The organism is Kordia sp., from assembly GCF_050633145.1.
Lineage (GTDB): Bacteria > Bacteroidota > Bacteroidia > Flavobacteriales > Flavobacteriaceae > Kordia.
The window spans coordinates 105,540-121,965 of record NZ_JBOEFY010000026.1; the positions used below are offsets into that span (position 1 = coordinate 105,540).

Genomic DNA, 16,426 nt, shown 5'->3' on the forward strand with positions numbered 1-16,426 from the left:
AAATATTTGTTTGTAGATTTTACTTTCGTTTACGGCATAACTAAGATTAAATACTACAGTAACAAAAGTAGCTGCAATTTGCGTGTATGTATGTAACAATACCGTATAATGCTATTACATTTCCGACATTTCGTCGTTTTTTTACATGAACACGCAAAACAACAAACTATTGAATATCAATATTTTAAAAACAATCGTTATACTTTTAAAACGGAATTTCTATACATTTCCGACAGATCTTCTCAATTTGCTTATTTTTGTGTATGATTCAGAAAATTGCATTTGGCGGTGGATGTCATTGGTGTACCGAAGCTGTATTTCAGTCCTTAATTGGTGTGCAAAATGTAGCACAAGGTTGGGTACAATCTACCAATGAAAATGATACGTTTTCTGAAGCTGTAATTGTACAGTTTGACGCAACTGTAATTCCTTTGAAGATTCTTGTGGCAATTCATTTGCGTACACATAAATCAACTGTGCAACATTCTATGCGGAAGAAATATCGTTCGGCTATTTATTTTTATGATCAACTACAACAGAAAATGTTGAACGAAATACTTACTGCTGCTCAAGCAGATTTTGAAGATAAGATCATCACGCAAGTGCTGCCTTTTATTTCTTTTAAAGCTTCACGCGAGGAAATTACCAATTATTATTATTCCAATCCGAAGAAACCGTTTTGCGAACAGTTTATCAATCCAAAATTGAAATTGTTGTTGAATGAGTTTTCGGAGTTTGCGAATTCAGATTTGATTGGGTTTTCTTAGATTGTTAGACTTCTTAGACATGCGTTGCTTTTAGATTTTTAGACACGCTCACTTCGACTTCGCTCAGTGTGCGTTTTGGTATTTTAGAAAATTGCTCAATGTGAGCTCTTTTAAATGTATGTTATATCGAAGTATTCTCGATTGCGCTCGAATTGAAAATCATAATTCTTAAATCAACAATCGTATATCAAAGTAAAATAGATTCCCGTTTACATTCTAATTGCACTCGAACTGACCAACAACTAACAACTAATTATACTCAAAAGTTCCGTAAGCGCTAGAAATCGTCAATTTTTTGCTGTCAGCAGCTTCAACCTTTCCTACAATTTGTGCATCTACATTATATGATTTAGAAATCGCAATAATATCTTCAGCTACTTCTGGAGAAACGTATATTTCCATACGATGTCCGCAGTTAAAAACCTGATACATTTCTTTCCAATCCGTATTCGATTGCTCTTGAATAAGTTTGAATAATGGTGGAATTTCAAACATATTGTCTTTTATAATATGTAGGTTTTCCACGAAGTGTAATATTTTGGTTTGTGCACCACCACTACAATGTACCATTCCATGAATTTCTTCTGAAGTATATTTATCTAAAATACTTTTTATAATTGGTGCATAGGTTCTTGTTGGCGATAATACAAGTTGTCCAGCGTCAATTGGTGAATCTGCAACAGCATCAGTCAATTTTGTATTTCCAGAATATACCAAGTCACTTGGCACAGCATTGTCAAAACTTTCAGGATATTTCTCAGCAAGATATTTATGGAACACATCATGACGTGCAGATGTTAATCCGTTGCTTCCCATTCCGCCATTATATGATTTCTCGTATGTTGCTTGTCCAAAAGAAGCCAAACCAACAATGACATCACCAGCTTTGATATTTGCATTATCAATCACATCTTTTCGCTTCATGCGAGCTGTTACAGTAGAATCGACAATAATAGTACGTACCAAATCGCCTACATCTGCTGTTTCTCCACCTGTAGAGTGAATGGTTACGCCAAATTCGTTTAGTTCTTTGATCAATTCTTCACTTCCGTTGATGATTGCTGAAATTACTTCACCAGGAATGGCGTTTTTATTTCTTCCAATTGTCGATGATAACATAATATTATCGGTTGCACCAACACATAACAAGTCGTCAATATTCATAATTAACGCATCTTGTGCAATACCTTTCCAAACAGACAGATCGCCCGTTTCTTTCCAATACATGTATGCTAAAGACGATTTTGTTCCTGCTCCATCGGCATGCATGATAAGACAATAGTCTTCATCATTCGTTAAATAATCAGGTACAATTTTACAAAAAGCTTGTGGAAACAAACCTTTATCAATGTTTTTGATAGCGTTGTGAACATCTTCTTTTGATGCTGAAACGCCACGCATTGCATAACGCTTTGATACTTCTTGACTCATAGTTGTTGTGTTGTGCTGCAAATATACTTTTATTGTTTAAATTTTATTTTCTGCAAACGACTTTTTTATCTAATTTGCATGGACACTTTACTTTTTTATGAAAAAACTACTCTTTATCTCATTATTATTTTGCTTCACGAATCTTCTCATTAGTCAAAATACAACAAAAAAAGTATATACCTTAGTAGGAGAAAAAACTGAATTCGATTCTGGACTTTTATATTTATTTGCAGAACTTATCACAACATCAGATGGTGCAATAACTATTGAAGGTCAAGGAGCTAAATATGAAGGAAATCTTACTGATTTTTCTATTTTAACATCTTCAGAGTATGGATTCAAAAAAAAATCAATCTTTATTAAATATATAAAAGAGCGAACCAATATTGTAGGGGAAATGATGGGAAATGCCATGAAATTCTCCGACTCTAGCTCTTTGGAAGGTAAAACTGTTGAGTTAAAAAAAGATAATAGTGAATGGAAAATTAGGAATGATAGTATATATAACAATCTAGAACTGTCTGAAATTCAAGAAAGCATGTCTTTCATAAAAGCTGGATCACTTCCTGAAACTATGGAAATAGACTTTCCGCAAAGGATGAAGCTTCAAGATACGCTTGCCTTGAATAAAGATTCAATGATCGCGTTTTTTAACTCAAATGCTTACGAAGCGGTAGAAGGAAATTTAGTATTTAAAGAAGTCATAGAACGAAACAATGAATCGATTGCACTTTTTGATATCGATATTTACATATATGCCTCGATAGAAAGGCAAGATGAAGCATATATAACCATCAGAATGAGTGGTATTATAGAACGTTCTCTCAAAAGCTATAGCAATATAAAAATGGAACTTGAAGGAATGTTAAAAATGGAAGGCAAACTCGATGAAGAACAATATCTTATAATGGAAGCTCCTGCCAAGCTAACCTTAAAAAAAGAAAAGCTATAAATCTAAGAAAAGCTCCTTTTCTATAGAGATTTTCTAAAAACATAATGTTAAAAAATACGTCATCTGCCGAATGTTTTCACTTTTAAGTATTTAACACTTTTGTAAAGTAATTTAAAAAGTGATGCTCATGAAACGTTTTTTTCTCCTTTTTTTCTGTTGCAGTCTAACATTTTCTTTTGCACAAGAAGTAAAAACACAGAAAGAAATTTTAGAACTTCCCAATACAGATTTGGTAAAAGATTTTAATTTACAAATTGGAAGTGGAAACATTGTTCCTATAAAGGTATCAAAAGCTACATACAAGGATATTGGATTTTCGTTTGTAGGTCATAAGTTTCAATACATGAAAAATGATTTTAGTTTGGAAATACACACGTTCAAGAATAAAAAGTTGCTTCAAACTAAAACTACTTACAATTATGGAAACTTTATGAAGCCACAAGGATTTGTATTTAATTATACATATTCTTCTAATGGAAAACTTTCCAAAAGATCAAGCACATCTACTTCGAGTACGTATATGGATGAGACTTTCTATACTTATTCCAATAATAAAATAAAACAAGTACGAGAAACAGGAACTTTTGATAGTGGTAAAAAGTATGATAAAACTCGAAATTTTCTTTATAAGGGAAACACCATTTCGTACGGTTTTGACAATGGAACGAAAGATTTTGAACTTAAAAATAATTTAATTTCTGTCGAAAAAACATTCAATAAAAGTGCAAATAAAACCTATATCAATACGTATAAATACAATACGAATGGTGTTTTAATTAATCAAGACAGAAGTTCGTATCAAGCTACTTACACATTAAATGATAAAAATCTCATTGCTAAAGAGGTTAATAAAACCTATACACAAACCTTTAAATATGTGTATGATACATATGGAAATTGGATAATTGCATATCAATTGTCTACAAACAATAAAAAACTATACGGTTCGCAGTTTTCATATTACATCCGAGAACTGAAATATAGCAATGGCGATGTAACAGGAAGTATTAACCCTGATGATGATGCAACAAAAACTACTATTATAAAGTTGCGAAGTGAGTTATACAACAGCTTGGTGGAAGATAATGTGACTTTTAGAAAAACCGCAAATGAAAGCTATTTGTTTAAAATAAATAGTCAGCAAGAAGCTAAAAACACAACTTCTGTTTTTATGGGAAGAAGCTTGTTGGTATTTCATAAACCCTCAAAACTATTGTACATACTTGAAGATTTTGAAGACAAACCAATTGGAAAAGATTTTCCTGTCAAAAAAATATCAATTGATTTAAAAAATGGTTTTTGGTATAAGACACAAAAAGGCGGTGTACATGTGTTTCGAAAAGATGGAAGTTATATTCAAAAAGTCGCCGTATATGAATTTGCTACAAATAATATAGATGCCATTTATCAAGGAGAAAATGAACCTGAAAAAGTTGTTTTAGAAGATTATAAAAATGTAAAAAAATATACTCCATATCCTGTTATGTTATACAGTGATTACAATGCAAAAGGTAACATGACTGAAAATGCTAAAAAGTTAGCAAATAGTTTGGATGAATATGCTGACTATTATACTGGTGAATGTGTAAATGGAGATTGTGAAAATGGCTATGGAGAAAAAAAGTTTAAAGATGGAAAAAGAGCCGATGGTTTTTTTAAAGATGGAAAACCCTATGGTCCGGCGCATACATCTGATGACAACACTAAAGGTAGTTTTCTTTCTACCTACAAAGGTTCGTATCAAGACCGTGAAGGGTTTGTGTATGAGTTTAATGGAGATAACTTGATGATTTTTTATGATACATCAAAAAACATAGGTTTTTACAACGATTATAAAACGAAGAAAACATACGTATTAAATTATAAAAATGGTAAAGTAATTTCAAAAAAAGAACTTCAATATAACAACTCAAAAACCTGTGTTGTTGGAAATTGCAGTAATGGTGTTGGAATTTATGAATATGGAAATTCTACCTATATGGGAACATTTAGGAACGGTAAAAGAGAAGGTTTTGGATATTTGTTTTTTAAAAGTGGCGGCAATTATATAGGTGAATTTTACAATAATACTTACCACGGATTAGGAACGTATACAAGATCTGAATTTGACTATTATATGGGCTATTACCAAAACGGAAAACCACATGGACAAGGAGTTCAGTACAGATCAAAAGAAAACTATAGTGCTGGGAATTGGGTAAATGGTTCGCTACAGTCTAAAGTTTCTTCAAGCTCAGTTTCAACCTCAACTTCAAATTCAAGTTCAAGTTCAACTTCAAGTTCAACTTCGAGTTCAAAGACTAGTTTTTCGGAAGTACAAAAAAATAGAATTTTAGCCTGTAAAAATGATGCAGAATGTGTTTCAAGGTATATTACAAGTTTGTATGTAGAAGAGCGTAAAAGTCTATCTGGAGATGCTTTAATCAAGAAAACAACCGATTATTTTCACAGTGTTTACATCATGAATCCGAAGTTAGCCTACGACACATTGTTTAAAATGGACATTAGTTTGATTGATCTTAAAATGTTGCCAAAAGAAGTACAAGCAGATTTAAGAGCTAGAGCGCAGAAGTTATCTGATGCCTATCAAAAGCATCGGAAATCTAAAGGGCATTAGATATTTTAAGTACTTTTTTCATTCATAAATAAAATTAAATAATTCGTTTTTCTAATTTGTATCTGTATTTTAGTGGATATGAAAAAAGTAGTACTTCTTATTGGTCTATTTTGTTTTTTCCAACAAGTAACTTTTGGTCAAAATAAATCCTCAAAAAAATATCAACTCAACAAGCTTGATACAGTACAAACATATTTTAACAAAGAGGTTACGTATCAAATGAAAAATACTGGAAGAGGAACTATAATTTCTGAATATAGTGATAGTAAGATAGAAGCTCGTATTGAGAAATACAATGCTGAAGTACAGTATAAAGATGTGTTTTCCAATACTACCATAAAAAGAGTCTTCAAAAAAAACAATGTACACATAGAAACCATAGCTAGAGGAACTCCTTCTACATATAATCGTCAAAATATGTTAAAAGAAAAAGTAATTGTTTTTGAACGAGAAAAAAAACTATGGAAAGTGCCTAAACTTGACATGTATGATTCTCTTCAACGTAAACGCATCAACATATATGTACAAACGCTAAATACGGGTAATAGCAATCGAATACAAGATTTTATATATCCCAATTATATGCGCATTGGAGATACATTTCAATTGACAAATAGTTCTGTAAATAACTTTTTCGATCTATCAAAAGCTACCTCAACCAAAGGAGAGTTTACACTAAAAGATGTCGTTATTGAAAACGATGATACAGTTGCTATTTTTGAGGTTGATTTTAAAATTGAGGGACTTTCGGATGATGATGATATGACTGTAAATTTTAAAGGAACTATTAAAAGGTCAATCTCAAAATTCTACGATAAAGAAATTGATTTGCTTGGAGAAACCGCTGTATTCATGCAAGAAGAAAAAATGTATACAAGAATGCCTTGTACATTATTCATGACACGAAAATTATATTAACCTCTTCTCAAAACACACACTTTCCGCTACTCCAACATATTGATCATAATTTGGAATCCGTTGATAGTTGTTTTTCTCATAGAACCGAATTGCTTCGGGTAACATAGTTCCTGTTTCTAAGATACAACGTGCATTTCCGAGTTTGCTTGCCCAAGCTTCAAGTGCGTTTAAAATATGAATTCCCAAACTTTTTCCTTGATGCGGACGACTTATATACATTCGTTTTATTTCAACAGTATCTTCATTGTATTGCTTGAGCGCACCGCAACCAATGGGCTTTTCTTCTGAATAAATAACAATTACATATTGTAACTGTTCCAAACCATTGAATTGACTAAAAAACGCATCACTTTCTCCATTTTTAATCGTAAGAAACGCATCGAGTTCTTTGACTAGTTCAATGAAGTCTTTATCTGTAGAATTGGTTCTTTTGGTTTTGAGATTCACTTTTTTGTTTTTCTTGTTTATTTGTTATTTGAATCGTCTTTGCAAGCGTTTTGAAAAAACGTGTAGCAATCTATTTTTCATAAGCAGATTACTTCTTCGCAAACTCCTTGTAATGACGTATCGAAATACAACTTTTACATTTATAGTTTAGTATTTTACATTTATAATTTCATAGTACTTCTCGATACAATTTTTCTTCATTTTATTCCGAAAAACCACTCGAAGTGACGCTAAGAATATCAAAGTACTAAGAGCAACGCGATACCAAAATACCAAAAGCGACAGCGCCTCTAAAAATCTAAGAGCAAAGCGATCTATAAGGCCAAGCCGATCCAAAAGCAAAGCGTGTCTAAAAAACCTATCTCGTAAACAACAACTCTCTATACTTTACCAATGGCCATAAATTATCATCGACTAACAGCTCTAATTTATCACAGTGATAACGAATTTCTTCAAAGTATGGTTTTACTTTATTACAATATGCTTCTGCTGCTTTTTGTCCTGCTAATTTGTTTGCTTTTTTGCGTTCATCTGTCATTGCATTTACTTTCGAATTGATCCCAGCAATATGACCAGAGATTTTTTCAATCAAGTCAATTTGTTCTGCGGCTAATTTTTTAAAGTCTTTCCCAAAAATTTCTTTCAATCCACTTACATTTTCAATCAATGTATTTTGGTAGCCAATTCCTGTTGGAATCACATGATTACGTGCAATATCACCCAATACTCTACTTTCAATTTGGATACGTAAAATATATTCTTCCAACTCAATTTCATGACGTGCTTCTACTTCTATCTTGCTCATCACGTTCATTTCTTCATATACCGCAACTGCTTTTTCAGAAACCTGAGCTTTCAAAGCTTCTGGCGTCGTTTTGTTGTTACTTAAACCACGTTTTGCTGCTTCTTTTTCCCAAGCTTCTCCATATCCATTTCCTTCAAAACGGATCTTTTTTGAGTCTTTAATATATTCACGTAAAATATTAAAAACAGCTTCGTCTTTCTTTAAGCCTTTTTCTGCAACCAACGCATCAACTTCTACTTTAAAATCTTTTAGTTGTTTTGCTATGATTGTATTTAAAACAGTCATTGGTCCTGCACAATTTGCCCACGAACCAACCGCACGCAATTCAAATTTATTTCCTGTAAAGGCAAAAGGTGACGTTCGGTTTCTGTCTGTATTATCTAATAAGATTTCTGGAATTTTACCAACAATATTTAGTTTTAAATCTGTCTTTTCTTGTGGTGATAGTTTTCCTTTGGTTACATTTTCCAATTCATCCAAAACCGCCGATAATTGCGAACCTATAAATACAGATATAATAGCTGGTGGTGCTTCATTTGCTCCCAAGCGATGATCGTTACTTGCACTTGCTATTGCGGCTCTTATTAATTCTTCATTATTATGAACTGCCTTTATTGTGTTTACAAAAAACGTTAAGAACTGTAAATTCTTCATTGGTGTTTTCCCTGGACTTAGTAAGTTCACTCCAGTATTGGTTGCCAACGACCAATTGTTATGTTTCCCTGAACCATTGATTCCTGAAAATGGTTTTTCATGGAATAATACTTTAAATTGATGACGTTGTGCTACTTTCTCCATCACATCCATTAATAAAGAGTTGTGATCTACAGCCAAATTAGCTTCTTCAAAAATTGGTGCTAATTCAAATTGATTTGGTGCAACTTCATTGTGACGCGTTTTTACAGGAATTCCAAGCAACATGCATTCTTGTTCTAAATCTCTCATATAATTCATTACACGTGTTGGAATTGATCCAAAATAATGATCGTCTAATTGTTGTCCCTTTGCTGGAGAATGTCCTAATAAGGTTCTTCCCGTAAGGGTAATATCTGGTCTAGCCGAAGCTAAAGCCGAATCAATTAAAAAATATTCTTGTTCCCAACCTAAAGAGGCATTTACTTTAGAAACGTTTTTATCAAAATACTTACACACCGCAGTTGCAGCAGTATCTACAGCTTGCAAGGCTCTTAATAATGGTGCTTTATTATCTAAGGCTTCTCCTGTATAGGCAACAAATATTGTTGGTATACATAAGGTTGTACCATATATAAATGCTGGTGACGTTGGATCCCAAGCAGTATAACCTCTTGCTTCAAACGTGTTACGAATTCCTCCATTTGGAAAACTTGATGCATCTGGTTCTTGTTGTACCAATTGTCCGCCTCCAAATTTTTCCATTGCACGTCCGTTACCTATAGTTTCAAAAAAAGCATCGTGTTTTTCGGCAGTCGCGCCTGTTAAGGGTTGAAACCAATGTGTATAATGTGTAGCACCTTTACTTATTGCCCACTCTTTCATTCCTGTAGAAATATGATCTGCAATCTTTCTATCGATTTTAGTTCCATACTCAATAGCATTCATTACACTTTGATATGCATCCTTTGTAAGATGTTGTAACATTGCATGTTCATTGAATACATTTTTCCCAAAGGCTTCTGAACGACGACCTTTCTCTTCAACTTTAACAGGTTTCCTGTTTAATGTTTCTTTTAAGGCATTAAATCTGAGTGTAGACATGGTGTAATTTATTATTTTTTACAAATATATCAATTTTAGCGCATTTTTTCAACATAAAACAATCATACCCCTAAAAAATAAGGGGTAAATATTTCAATTTGATAATTTACATAAACTTAACCTACTTTTTTAGGAGGTATTTTTTAAATTTGATTTATATTTGCAAACGTAATAATTAATATGAACAGCAATTATCATGAGTAAAATTAAACTTGAATACATTTGGTTAGATGGTTATAAGCCAACTCAAAACTTACGAAGTAAAACTAAGGTTGAAGAACATGAGAACTTTCAAGGAACTGTAGAAGAACTTGACAATTGGTCTTTTGATGGTTCATCTACTCAACAAGCTTCTGGAGGAGCATCAGATTGTTTATTAAAGCCCGTTGCTATTTATCCAGATCCAACGAGAAGAAACGGTTATTTAGTAATGACTGAAGTTTTAAATGCAGATGGTACACCGCACGAATCTAACGGACGTGCTGCTATTGAGGATGAAGATAATGACTTTTGGTTTGGTTTTGAACAAGAGTACTTTATTATGGATAAAGAAACTCAATTACCTTTAGGGTTCCCAATTGGTGGATATCCTGGTCCTCAAGGAATGTATTATTGCTCTGTTGGAGGAAGAAATACACATGGTAGAGATTTTGTTGAAGAGCATGCTGATTTATGTATTGATGCTGGGTTGAACTTTGAAGGAATTAACCAAGAAGTAGCTTCTGGACAATGGGAGTTTCAATTGTTTGCAAAAGGAGCTAAGAAAGCTGGAGATGAAATTTGGATTGCTCGCTATTTATTAGATCGTTTAACAGAAAAGTATGGTTACTATATTGAATATCACCCAAAACCAGTAAAAGGTGATTGGAATGGTTCAGGAATGCATGCCAATTTCTCTAATACTGTATTAAGAACTTGTGGTTCTCAAGAAACATACGAGAAAATTTGTGAAGCATTTAGACCTGTTACTGCAGAACATATTGCTGTGTATGGGGAATTTAATGATCAACGTTTAACAGGAGATCATGAAACTGCTTCTATTCACGACTTTAGCTATGGTATTTCTGATAGAGGTGCTTCAATCCGTATTCCTATTATTACTGTGGAAAAAGGATGGAAAGGTTGGTTAGAAGATAGAAGACCAGCTTCTAACGGTGATCCTTATAAGATTGCAGGTAGAATTATTAAAACTGTAAAATCGGCTAATATTAAGTAATTAGCTTTGATTTTTTAGATATAAAAAAGTGCTTACGATATGTAAGCACTTTTTTTATGCTGTTATTTCGTATTGTATATACTTATTTTATTTTTTTAATGATTCCATAATCAACGATGTCATCAAATTTTGTAGTTGATCTATATACGTAGCTTCCATTTTTTAAGACATCAATAATTTCAACGTGAATTTCTTTTCCTATTAAATGCTTCAACCTTGGTTCAGTCATTCTTTTATACGTTAAAACATACGTACAGTTTGACAACCATTTTATAGAATATATTTGTTTATCATCTGCTCCAATTTCTTTTTGCACTTTTCGCTTTCGCTTGATTTTTACTCCTTGATACAATACATGTTCATATCCAAAAAGCCCCGTTTTAAATTTCTCGCAAGCGTAACATTCTTCTTTACTTAAACTCTTATCTTCATATTTATAATTTATATATGTAAATGTAGAATCATAACAATTGTTTTTCAACTTACTGTCTGAATAAAATTGAATTCCTAATAAATATTCACGAAGAAGCTTTATATTCTCTTCATTCTTATACGTAGTTTTATCTTTATCAATAGTAACCTTACTTATTTTCGCTTCGTTATCCACACAAAAATTAACAGTTACATATTCAACACCTTGAATGTCGTTCACAAAGATTTTTTTTTGAACTTGTCCTGTTAGTGTTAAGGAAACTAGCAAGCATATACATACTATACTGTTTCTAATTTTTTCTTTTGTGAATACGATTTTCATGGTACTATTATCTAAAATTAATATCTATTAAAAAACCGTATATATAAAGAATATGTATGTTAAAAATAATATGATTCCTTGATAGCGATCAATCGTAAACTTTTTTGGAATTAGTGTAAACGGCAAAAGAATAAAAGCAAAACCTAGCATCCAAAAGATGTCTCTTGCCAATATTTGTGGTTCTATTACTGGAATTTCTTTGATGATAGACGTTAATCCTAATACAGAAGCAATATTGAATATGTTGGATCCGATAAGATTCCCTAAAGAGATTGCTTTCTCTTTCTTTATTGCTGCTATGATTGAAGCTGCCAATTCTGGTACGCTTGTACCAATAGCAATCATAGTAATGGAAATAACACCTTCACTCACGCCCATATTTTGTGCGACTGCTTTGGCTCCTTCCACCAAAAATTCTGAACCAAAGTATAAAGCTGCACCACCAATAGCCAACCAAAGAAATATTTTTGCATACGAAACAGTTGCGGCAGCATCATCTACTTCTTCAATGTCAACTTCGTCTTTGTTTTTTCGCGCAGAGCGAATTAGAATTACTAAAAACAATATTAGTCCTACTAATAAAACAATGCCTTCCCATCGTGCTAGTAGGTTTCCTGTCCATAAAAAATAATAGATTATTAATGAGAAAATCATTAATACTGGCCAGGTAAGTTTATAAAATGTATTGTTAATTGCCAACGGACCAATAATAGCCGTAATTCCTAATACTAGCCCAATATTGGCTATGTTTGAACCAATGACATTGTTAATGGCAATAGCGGGCGAATCGTTGATAGCCGCATTGATACTTACTAATAATTCGGGTGCAGAAGTAGCAAAAGATACCACAGTAAGACCAATGACCATTTTAGATATGCTCAATTTAAAAGACAATCCTACTGAAGCTCTTACAAGAAATTCTCCTCCTAAAACCAATAGCGCTAACCCTCCAAGCACATACAATATGTTTTCCATTAAAATATTTTTTTTGCGAAGATACTATTTCCTTTTACATGTGAAATAGGAATTGTGAAACAGAAGAAAAACGAATTAAATAAACATACGATTTTCTAAATACGTTTTTTGTACCTCGTTTTATTTTTTTTGTAATTTATTTAATTGATCTGTTGCATAGGTATTTTTGTGAATAGCATTTGATTTTTTAAAATTTTCAATCGCTTTTTTTGTATTTCCTCGTGTTACATAAAAATCTCCTAGTGTACTATAAACATAGAAATCGTTTGGATAATTTGTAATATTGAGCTTTAAAAATTGTTCAGCTTTTTTAAATTGTTTCATTTCCATAAACCGATATGCTATGTCTTCGATATAGTATTGTTTTGGTTTGATTTCTCTCCCGAATTCCTTTGATAATCGTTGGTAATACTTTTTTACTTTACCTAAAACATCGTTTTCTGAATTCATTAGCTCATCCTGCATAATATTTAGTTGATAGAAATCAAAAATATAACGCAAGGCATCATACGTTGCTATTAGTGGTATAGAACCATGCGTATCATCTTTATAGTATTTCCTTTTATAGGATACATTAGTAAGAATGTCTTTTTTTAATACTGAATGTAGTTCTAATATAGCTCTGATATGCCTAGTAGCATACGTTGTGTCTTTTTTCACTTTTATGGTATCCATTTCTTTGCTCATGGTATTAGCTACTGCTAGAAAAAGTGATTTATTACTGTATTTTTCATCAAACTTTGTATTCTTTATTGTGCGCAAGAGATTTTTATTATCCCACCACATTGAAGGATCAATAGCAACATACGCATTAAACAATTCAGGTTTGTGTATTAATGTATTCATAACCGTCAAACCTCCAAGAGAATGCCCAATAAACACGCGATATGATTCTGTGGCATATTTAGAATCTATATAAGGAATTAATTCTTTTTCGATGAATGAAATAAATGCTTCTCCTCCACCCGAGTTTTCAACCATGTGGCGGCTTAAATGTGAAGATTTTTTGCTTGGTTTTGTAGGTGTTAAATCTCTTGTTCTATTGGTATTTAATATTCCAACTATTATCATTTCTGGGCAAATCGTGTTTCCTTTTGCAGGACTTAATTGATGCATCATTCCTACTACAGAATGAAAATGTGAACTTCCATCTAATAGATAAAGAACTGGGTATTTTTTCTTTTTTGTAACTCCATCATAATCACCATCAGGAACATGAATCCATATGTCTCTCGTTTCATTCAATATTTTAGACTGTATACTATCAGTTTTACCAATAGTTATCATATCATCTTGCGCATTCACATAGTTAAGACAAAAACAAACCAAAAAGAGTATCTGTAGTTTTTTCATAGTTGACTGATATCATTTTATATAAAAAGCTCAAGTGATCACATATCTTAGTGACTTCCCATAAAAACAAGTTTCTTATTTCACTTTACAATTTAGGAATGTTTTATAAATTATCTAATGGATTTTTAATCTTTCTAAAGTAATAGATAGCAAAGCGACGCCACAATATACCTAGCATCTTCCATTTTAACAACAGATATACATGCGCATTCTTTTTTGTTAAATAAACTATAAAATTCGTTGATTAACTATTTTTATAGTTGCGTAACTATTTTTTTAGTTTATATTTGTATTGAAATTAATTTTACATCACACCAATTTGTATTCAATTATGCAAAAACTCACAAATAAAGAAGAAGAAATTATGCAGATCATCTGGAAGCTTGAAAAGGCTTTTGTAAAAGATGTGATGGCAGAAATTCAAACAAAGAAACCACATTACAATACCTTATCGACTATTGTGCGCAATTTGGAAGAGAAAGGATATGTAGGGCATCAAGCATACGGAAATACGCATCAGTATTTTCCTGTAGTGACCAAAGAAGCGTATCGAAAAAAATATATGGCTTCTGCTATTCAGCATTATTTTAATGATTCATATAAGAACGTAATTTCCTTTTTTGCGAAAGAAGAAAAAATTAGCGTTGACGATTTGAAAGAGATTATTAATCTGATAGAAAAAGAACAGTAATGGAAGAGTTAGCTATTTATTTTACCAAAAGTACTGGAACCTTACTGCTATTTTTAGGCTTGTATTTTTTAGTGCTACGCAGCGAAACCTTTTTTAAAGAAAATCGTTTTTTCTTGTTGACTGGAATGCTTATTTCACTGGTTTTACCGTTTTTGGTGATTACTAAGTATATTGAAATTCCTGTGATGAGTTCTGAAACCACAGGTACATTTATATATGCTACCAACAATGTTCCGATTGAAGCTAGTATTTCTTGGACATCTATTTTATTATATACGTATGTAGCTGGAATCGTTTTCTTCTTTTGTAAGTTTTTGATTGAACTTTTTTCGCTGTTCCGATTACTTTGGAAATCGACAGTTGCTAGAAGAGACGAACAGTTTATATATATTGAAACCAATGCTTCTTTTTCGCCTTTTTCATTTTTTAATTATATCGTGTACAATCCTGAGTTGTATTCTGACTCCGAATTGGAAGCTATTTTAAAGCATGAACAAGCGCATAGTCGTCAGTTTCACTCTATCGATGTTTTTGTGTCCAAATTGTATTGTATTTTCTTCTGGTTCAATCCTTTTGCATGGTTACACAAGAAATTCGTGTTACAAAATTTAGAGTTTTTGGCAGATAAAGCTGCTATCCAAGAAACGCCTTCTAAAAAAGAATATCAATTAACCTTATTAAAAGTTTCAGGCAATAGTTATTGTCCTGCACTTACCAATAATTTTTATAATTCACTAATTAAAAAACGAATAGTTATGTTACAAAAAACACAATCCACACATTTAAACCGATGGAAACAAGCGCTTATTATACCAATGTTAATTGCTTTTGTTTTTCTGTTTAATACAGAAGTTGTTGCAAAAGAAATCACTACCACTAGTCCAACTCCTATAATAGAAACTATTACTGAGCCGAATAACGCTGTTGGAGATTTGGTTGTTGTGATTACTAAAAATACTACTATTGAAGAGTTAAAGGCATATAAAAAGTTGTTCAAATCACAAAAAATTAAATTTGAGTACAACGACGTAGATTTTAATTCGAAAGGAGAAATTAGCAGTATTTCTTTAGTCTTAACTTCAAAAAATACTGAAACAGCCAAAGGGAAGTTTGCGACTATTGATGATAAAGCAATTTCAGACATTCAATTAGGAAAACGTGGAGATGAATTATTTATAAAGTCAAAAGCTATTGAAAGTGTTTCAAAAGGAACATATACATTTAAAGTAAATTCAGAATATCACGAAGGTGATGATGAAGATCAGAGAATCGTCATTACATCAAGTGGCGACGGAAATTCAACAGTAAATACTTGGGTACATAAAGATGGTGATGTAAAAACAATTGACATTAAAAAAGTAGATGGGAAGAAAGTAATTTTTGTGAATGGAGAAAAATTATCTGTTGATGTAGATCAAATTGTTGAAGATGCTATTGAAGGTGACGGACATAAAACTACCTACAAGTACGTTATTTCTTCCAATCATGATGATGATGATGAGAAGAAAGAAAAAAGAAAATTTAAAGTTGTAAAAGATAAAGAAACTAAGATTGTTTTTAATTCTTCAAATGGAAAAGACAAACCACTTTTTATTGTAGATGGAAAAGAAGTTTCAAACGAAAAATTTACAAAGTTAGACCCTGACACTATTGAATCTGTAAGTGTATTGAAAGGAAAATCTGCTACAGAAAAATATGGTGACAAAGGAAAAAATGGAGTTGTTGTTGTGAAAACAAAGAAAAAGAAATAGTTTTTACAAACT

General features: G+C 32.0%; 13 protein-coding genes. 7 read left to right on the forward strand and 6 right to left on the reverse strand.

Annotated elements, in window-relative coordinates:
• Window positions 1–263: 263 nt before the first annotated feature.
• Window positions 264–767 (forward strand): peptide-methionine (S)-S-oxide reductase, encoded by a 504-nt coding sequence (locus ACRBBL_RS13850; protein ID WP_431369661.1) that lies wholly within the window; start codon window positions 264–266, stop codon window positions 765–767.
• A gap of 249 nt (window positions 768–1,016) precedes the next feature.
• Here ACRBBL_RS13850 and ACRBBL_RS13855 read toward each other — a convergent pair whose 3' ends face one another.
• A complete protein-coding gene (locus ACRBBL_RS13855) occupies window positions 1,017–2,198 on the reverse strand; it encodes an AIR synthase related protein (RefSeq protein ID WP_431369662.1) in 1,182 nt (393 codons plus the stop codon).
• Window positions 2,199–2,295: 97 nt separating this feature from the next.
• Here ACRBBL_RS13855 and ACRBBL_RS13860 point away from each other — a divergent pair, with 97 nt between their 5' ends.
• The 3 genes from ACRBBL_RS13860 (at window position 2,296) to ACRBBL_RS13870 (ending at window position 6,685) form a co-directional block, all read left to right on the forward strand.
• Entirely contained in the window at window positions 2,296–3,150 is an 855-nt protein-coding gene (locus ACRBBL_RS13860) for a hypothetical protein (protein ID WP_431369663.1), read from the forward strand.
• Between the two features lie 127 nt (window positions 3,151–3,277).
• Window positions 3,278–5,767, forward strand: a complete 2,490-nt coding sequence (locus tag ACRBBL_RS13865; RefSeq protein WP_431369664.1) for a hypothetical protein — start codon at window positions 3,278–3,280, stop codon at window positions 5,765–5,767.
• Between the two features lie 78 nt (window positions 5,768–5,845).
• Window positions 5,846–6,685 (forward strand): hypothetical protein, encoded by an 840-nt coding sequence (locus ACRBBL_RS13870; protein ID WP_431369665.1) that lies wholly within the window; start codon window positions 5,846–5,848, stop codon window positions 6,683–6,685.
• Here the strand turns inward: ACRBBL_RS13870 and ACRBBL_RS13875 are convergent.
• Window positions 6,677–7,132 (reverse strand): GNAT family N-acetyltransferase, encoded by a 456-nt coding sequence (locus ACRBBL_RS13875; RefSeq protein ID WP_431369666.1) that lies wholly within the window; start codon window positions 7,130–7,132, stop codon window positions 6,677–6,679. The two genes, ACRBBL_RS13870 and ACRBBL_RS13875, sit on opposite strands and share 9 nt — an antisense overlap.
• A gap of 358 nt (window positions 7,133–7,490) precedes the next feature.
• A complete protein-coding gene (locus ACRBBL_RS13880; RefSeq protein ID WP_431369667.1) occupies window positions 7,491–9,674 on the reverse strand; it encodes a glutamine synthetase III in 2,184 nt (727 codons plus the stop codon).
• A gap of 196 nt (window positions 9,675–9,870) precedes the next feature.
• Between ACRBBL_RS13880 and ACRBBL_RS13885 the strand changes: the two genes are divergently transcribed.
• Window positions 9,871–10,890, forward strand: coding sequence for a glutamine synthetase beta-grasp domain-containing protein (locus ACRBBL_RS13885; protein ID WP_431369668.1), 1,020 nt, complete (start codon window positions 9,871–9,873; stop codon window positions 10,888–10,890).
• Window positions 10,891–10,972: 82 nt separating this feature from the next.
• Here ACRBBL_RS13885 and ACRBBL_RS13890 read toward each other — a convergent pair whose 3' ends face one another.
• The 3 genes from ACRBBL_RS13890 to ACRBBL_RS13900 all read right to left on the reverse strand — a co-directional run bounded on the left by ACRBBL_RS13890 (window position 10,973) and on the right by ACRBBL_RS13900 (window position 13,972).
• Window positions 10,973–11,644 carry a hypothetical protein gene (locus tag ACRBBL_RS13890; protein WP_431369669.1) on the reverse strand — a complete coding sequence of 224 codons (672 nt, stop codon included), beginning with the start codon at window positions 11,642–11,644 and terminating at the stop codon, window positions 10,973–10,975.
• A 27-nt stretch (window positions 11,645–11,671) separates the two neighbouring features.
• Window positions 11,672–12,619, reverse strand: coding sequence for a calcium/sodium antiporter (locus ACRBBL_RS13895; RefSeq protein WP_431369670.1), 948 nt, complete (start codon window positions 12,617–12,619; stop codon window positions 11,672–11,674).
• A gap of 120 nt (window positions 12,620–12,739) precedes the next feature.
• Window positions 12,740–13,972 carry an alpha/beta hydrolase-fold protein gene (locus ACRBBL_RS13900; protein ID WP_431369671.1) on the reverse strand — a complete coding sequence of 411 codons (1,233 nt, stop codon included), beginning with the start codon at window positions 13,970–13,972 and terminating at the stop codon, window positions 12,740–12,742.
• Window positions 13,973–14,303: 331 nt separating this feature from the next.
• Between ACRBBL_RS13900 and ACRBBL_RS13905 the strand changes: the two genes are divergently transcribed.
• Together ACRBBL_RS13905 and ACRBBL_RS13910 are read left to right on the forward strand one after the other, a co-directional pair.
• On the forward strand, window positions 14,304–14,663 hold the full coding sequence (locus ACRBBL_RS13905) for a BlaI/MecI/CopY family transcriptional regulator (protein WP_431369672.1): 360 nt from the start codon (window positions 14,304–14,306) through the stop codon (window positions 14,661–14,663).
• Window positions 14,663–16,414, forward strand: coding sequence for a M56 family metallopeptidase (locus ACRBBL_RS13910; protein ID WP_431369673.1), 1,752 nt, complete (start codon window positions 14,663–14,665; stop codon window positions 16,412–16,414). The genes ACRBBL_RS13905 and ACRBBL_RS13910 overlap by 1 nt, the downstream gene beginning before the upstream one ends.
• The last annotated feature ends 12 nt before the right edge of the window (window positions 16,415–16,426 follow it).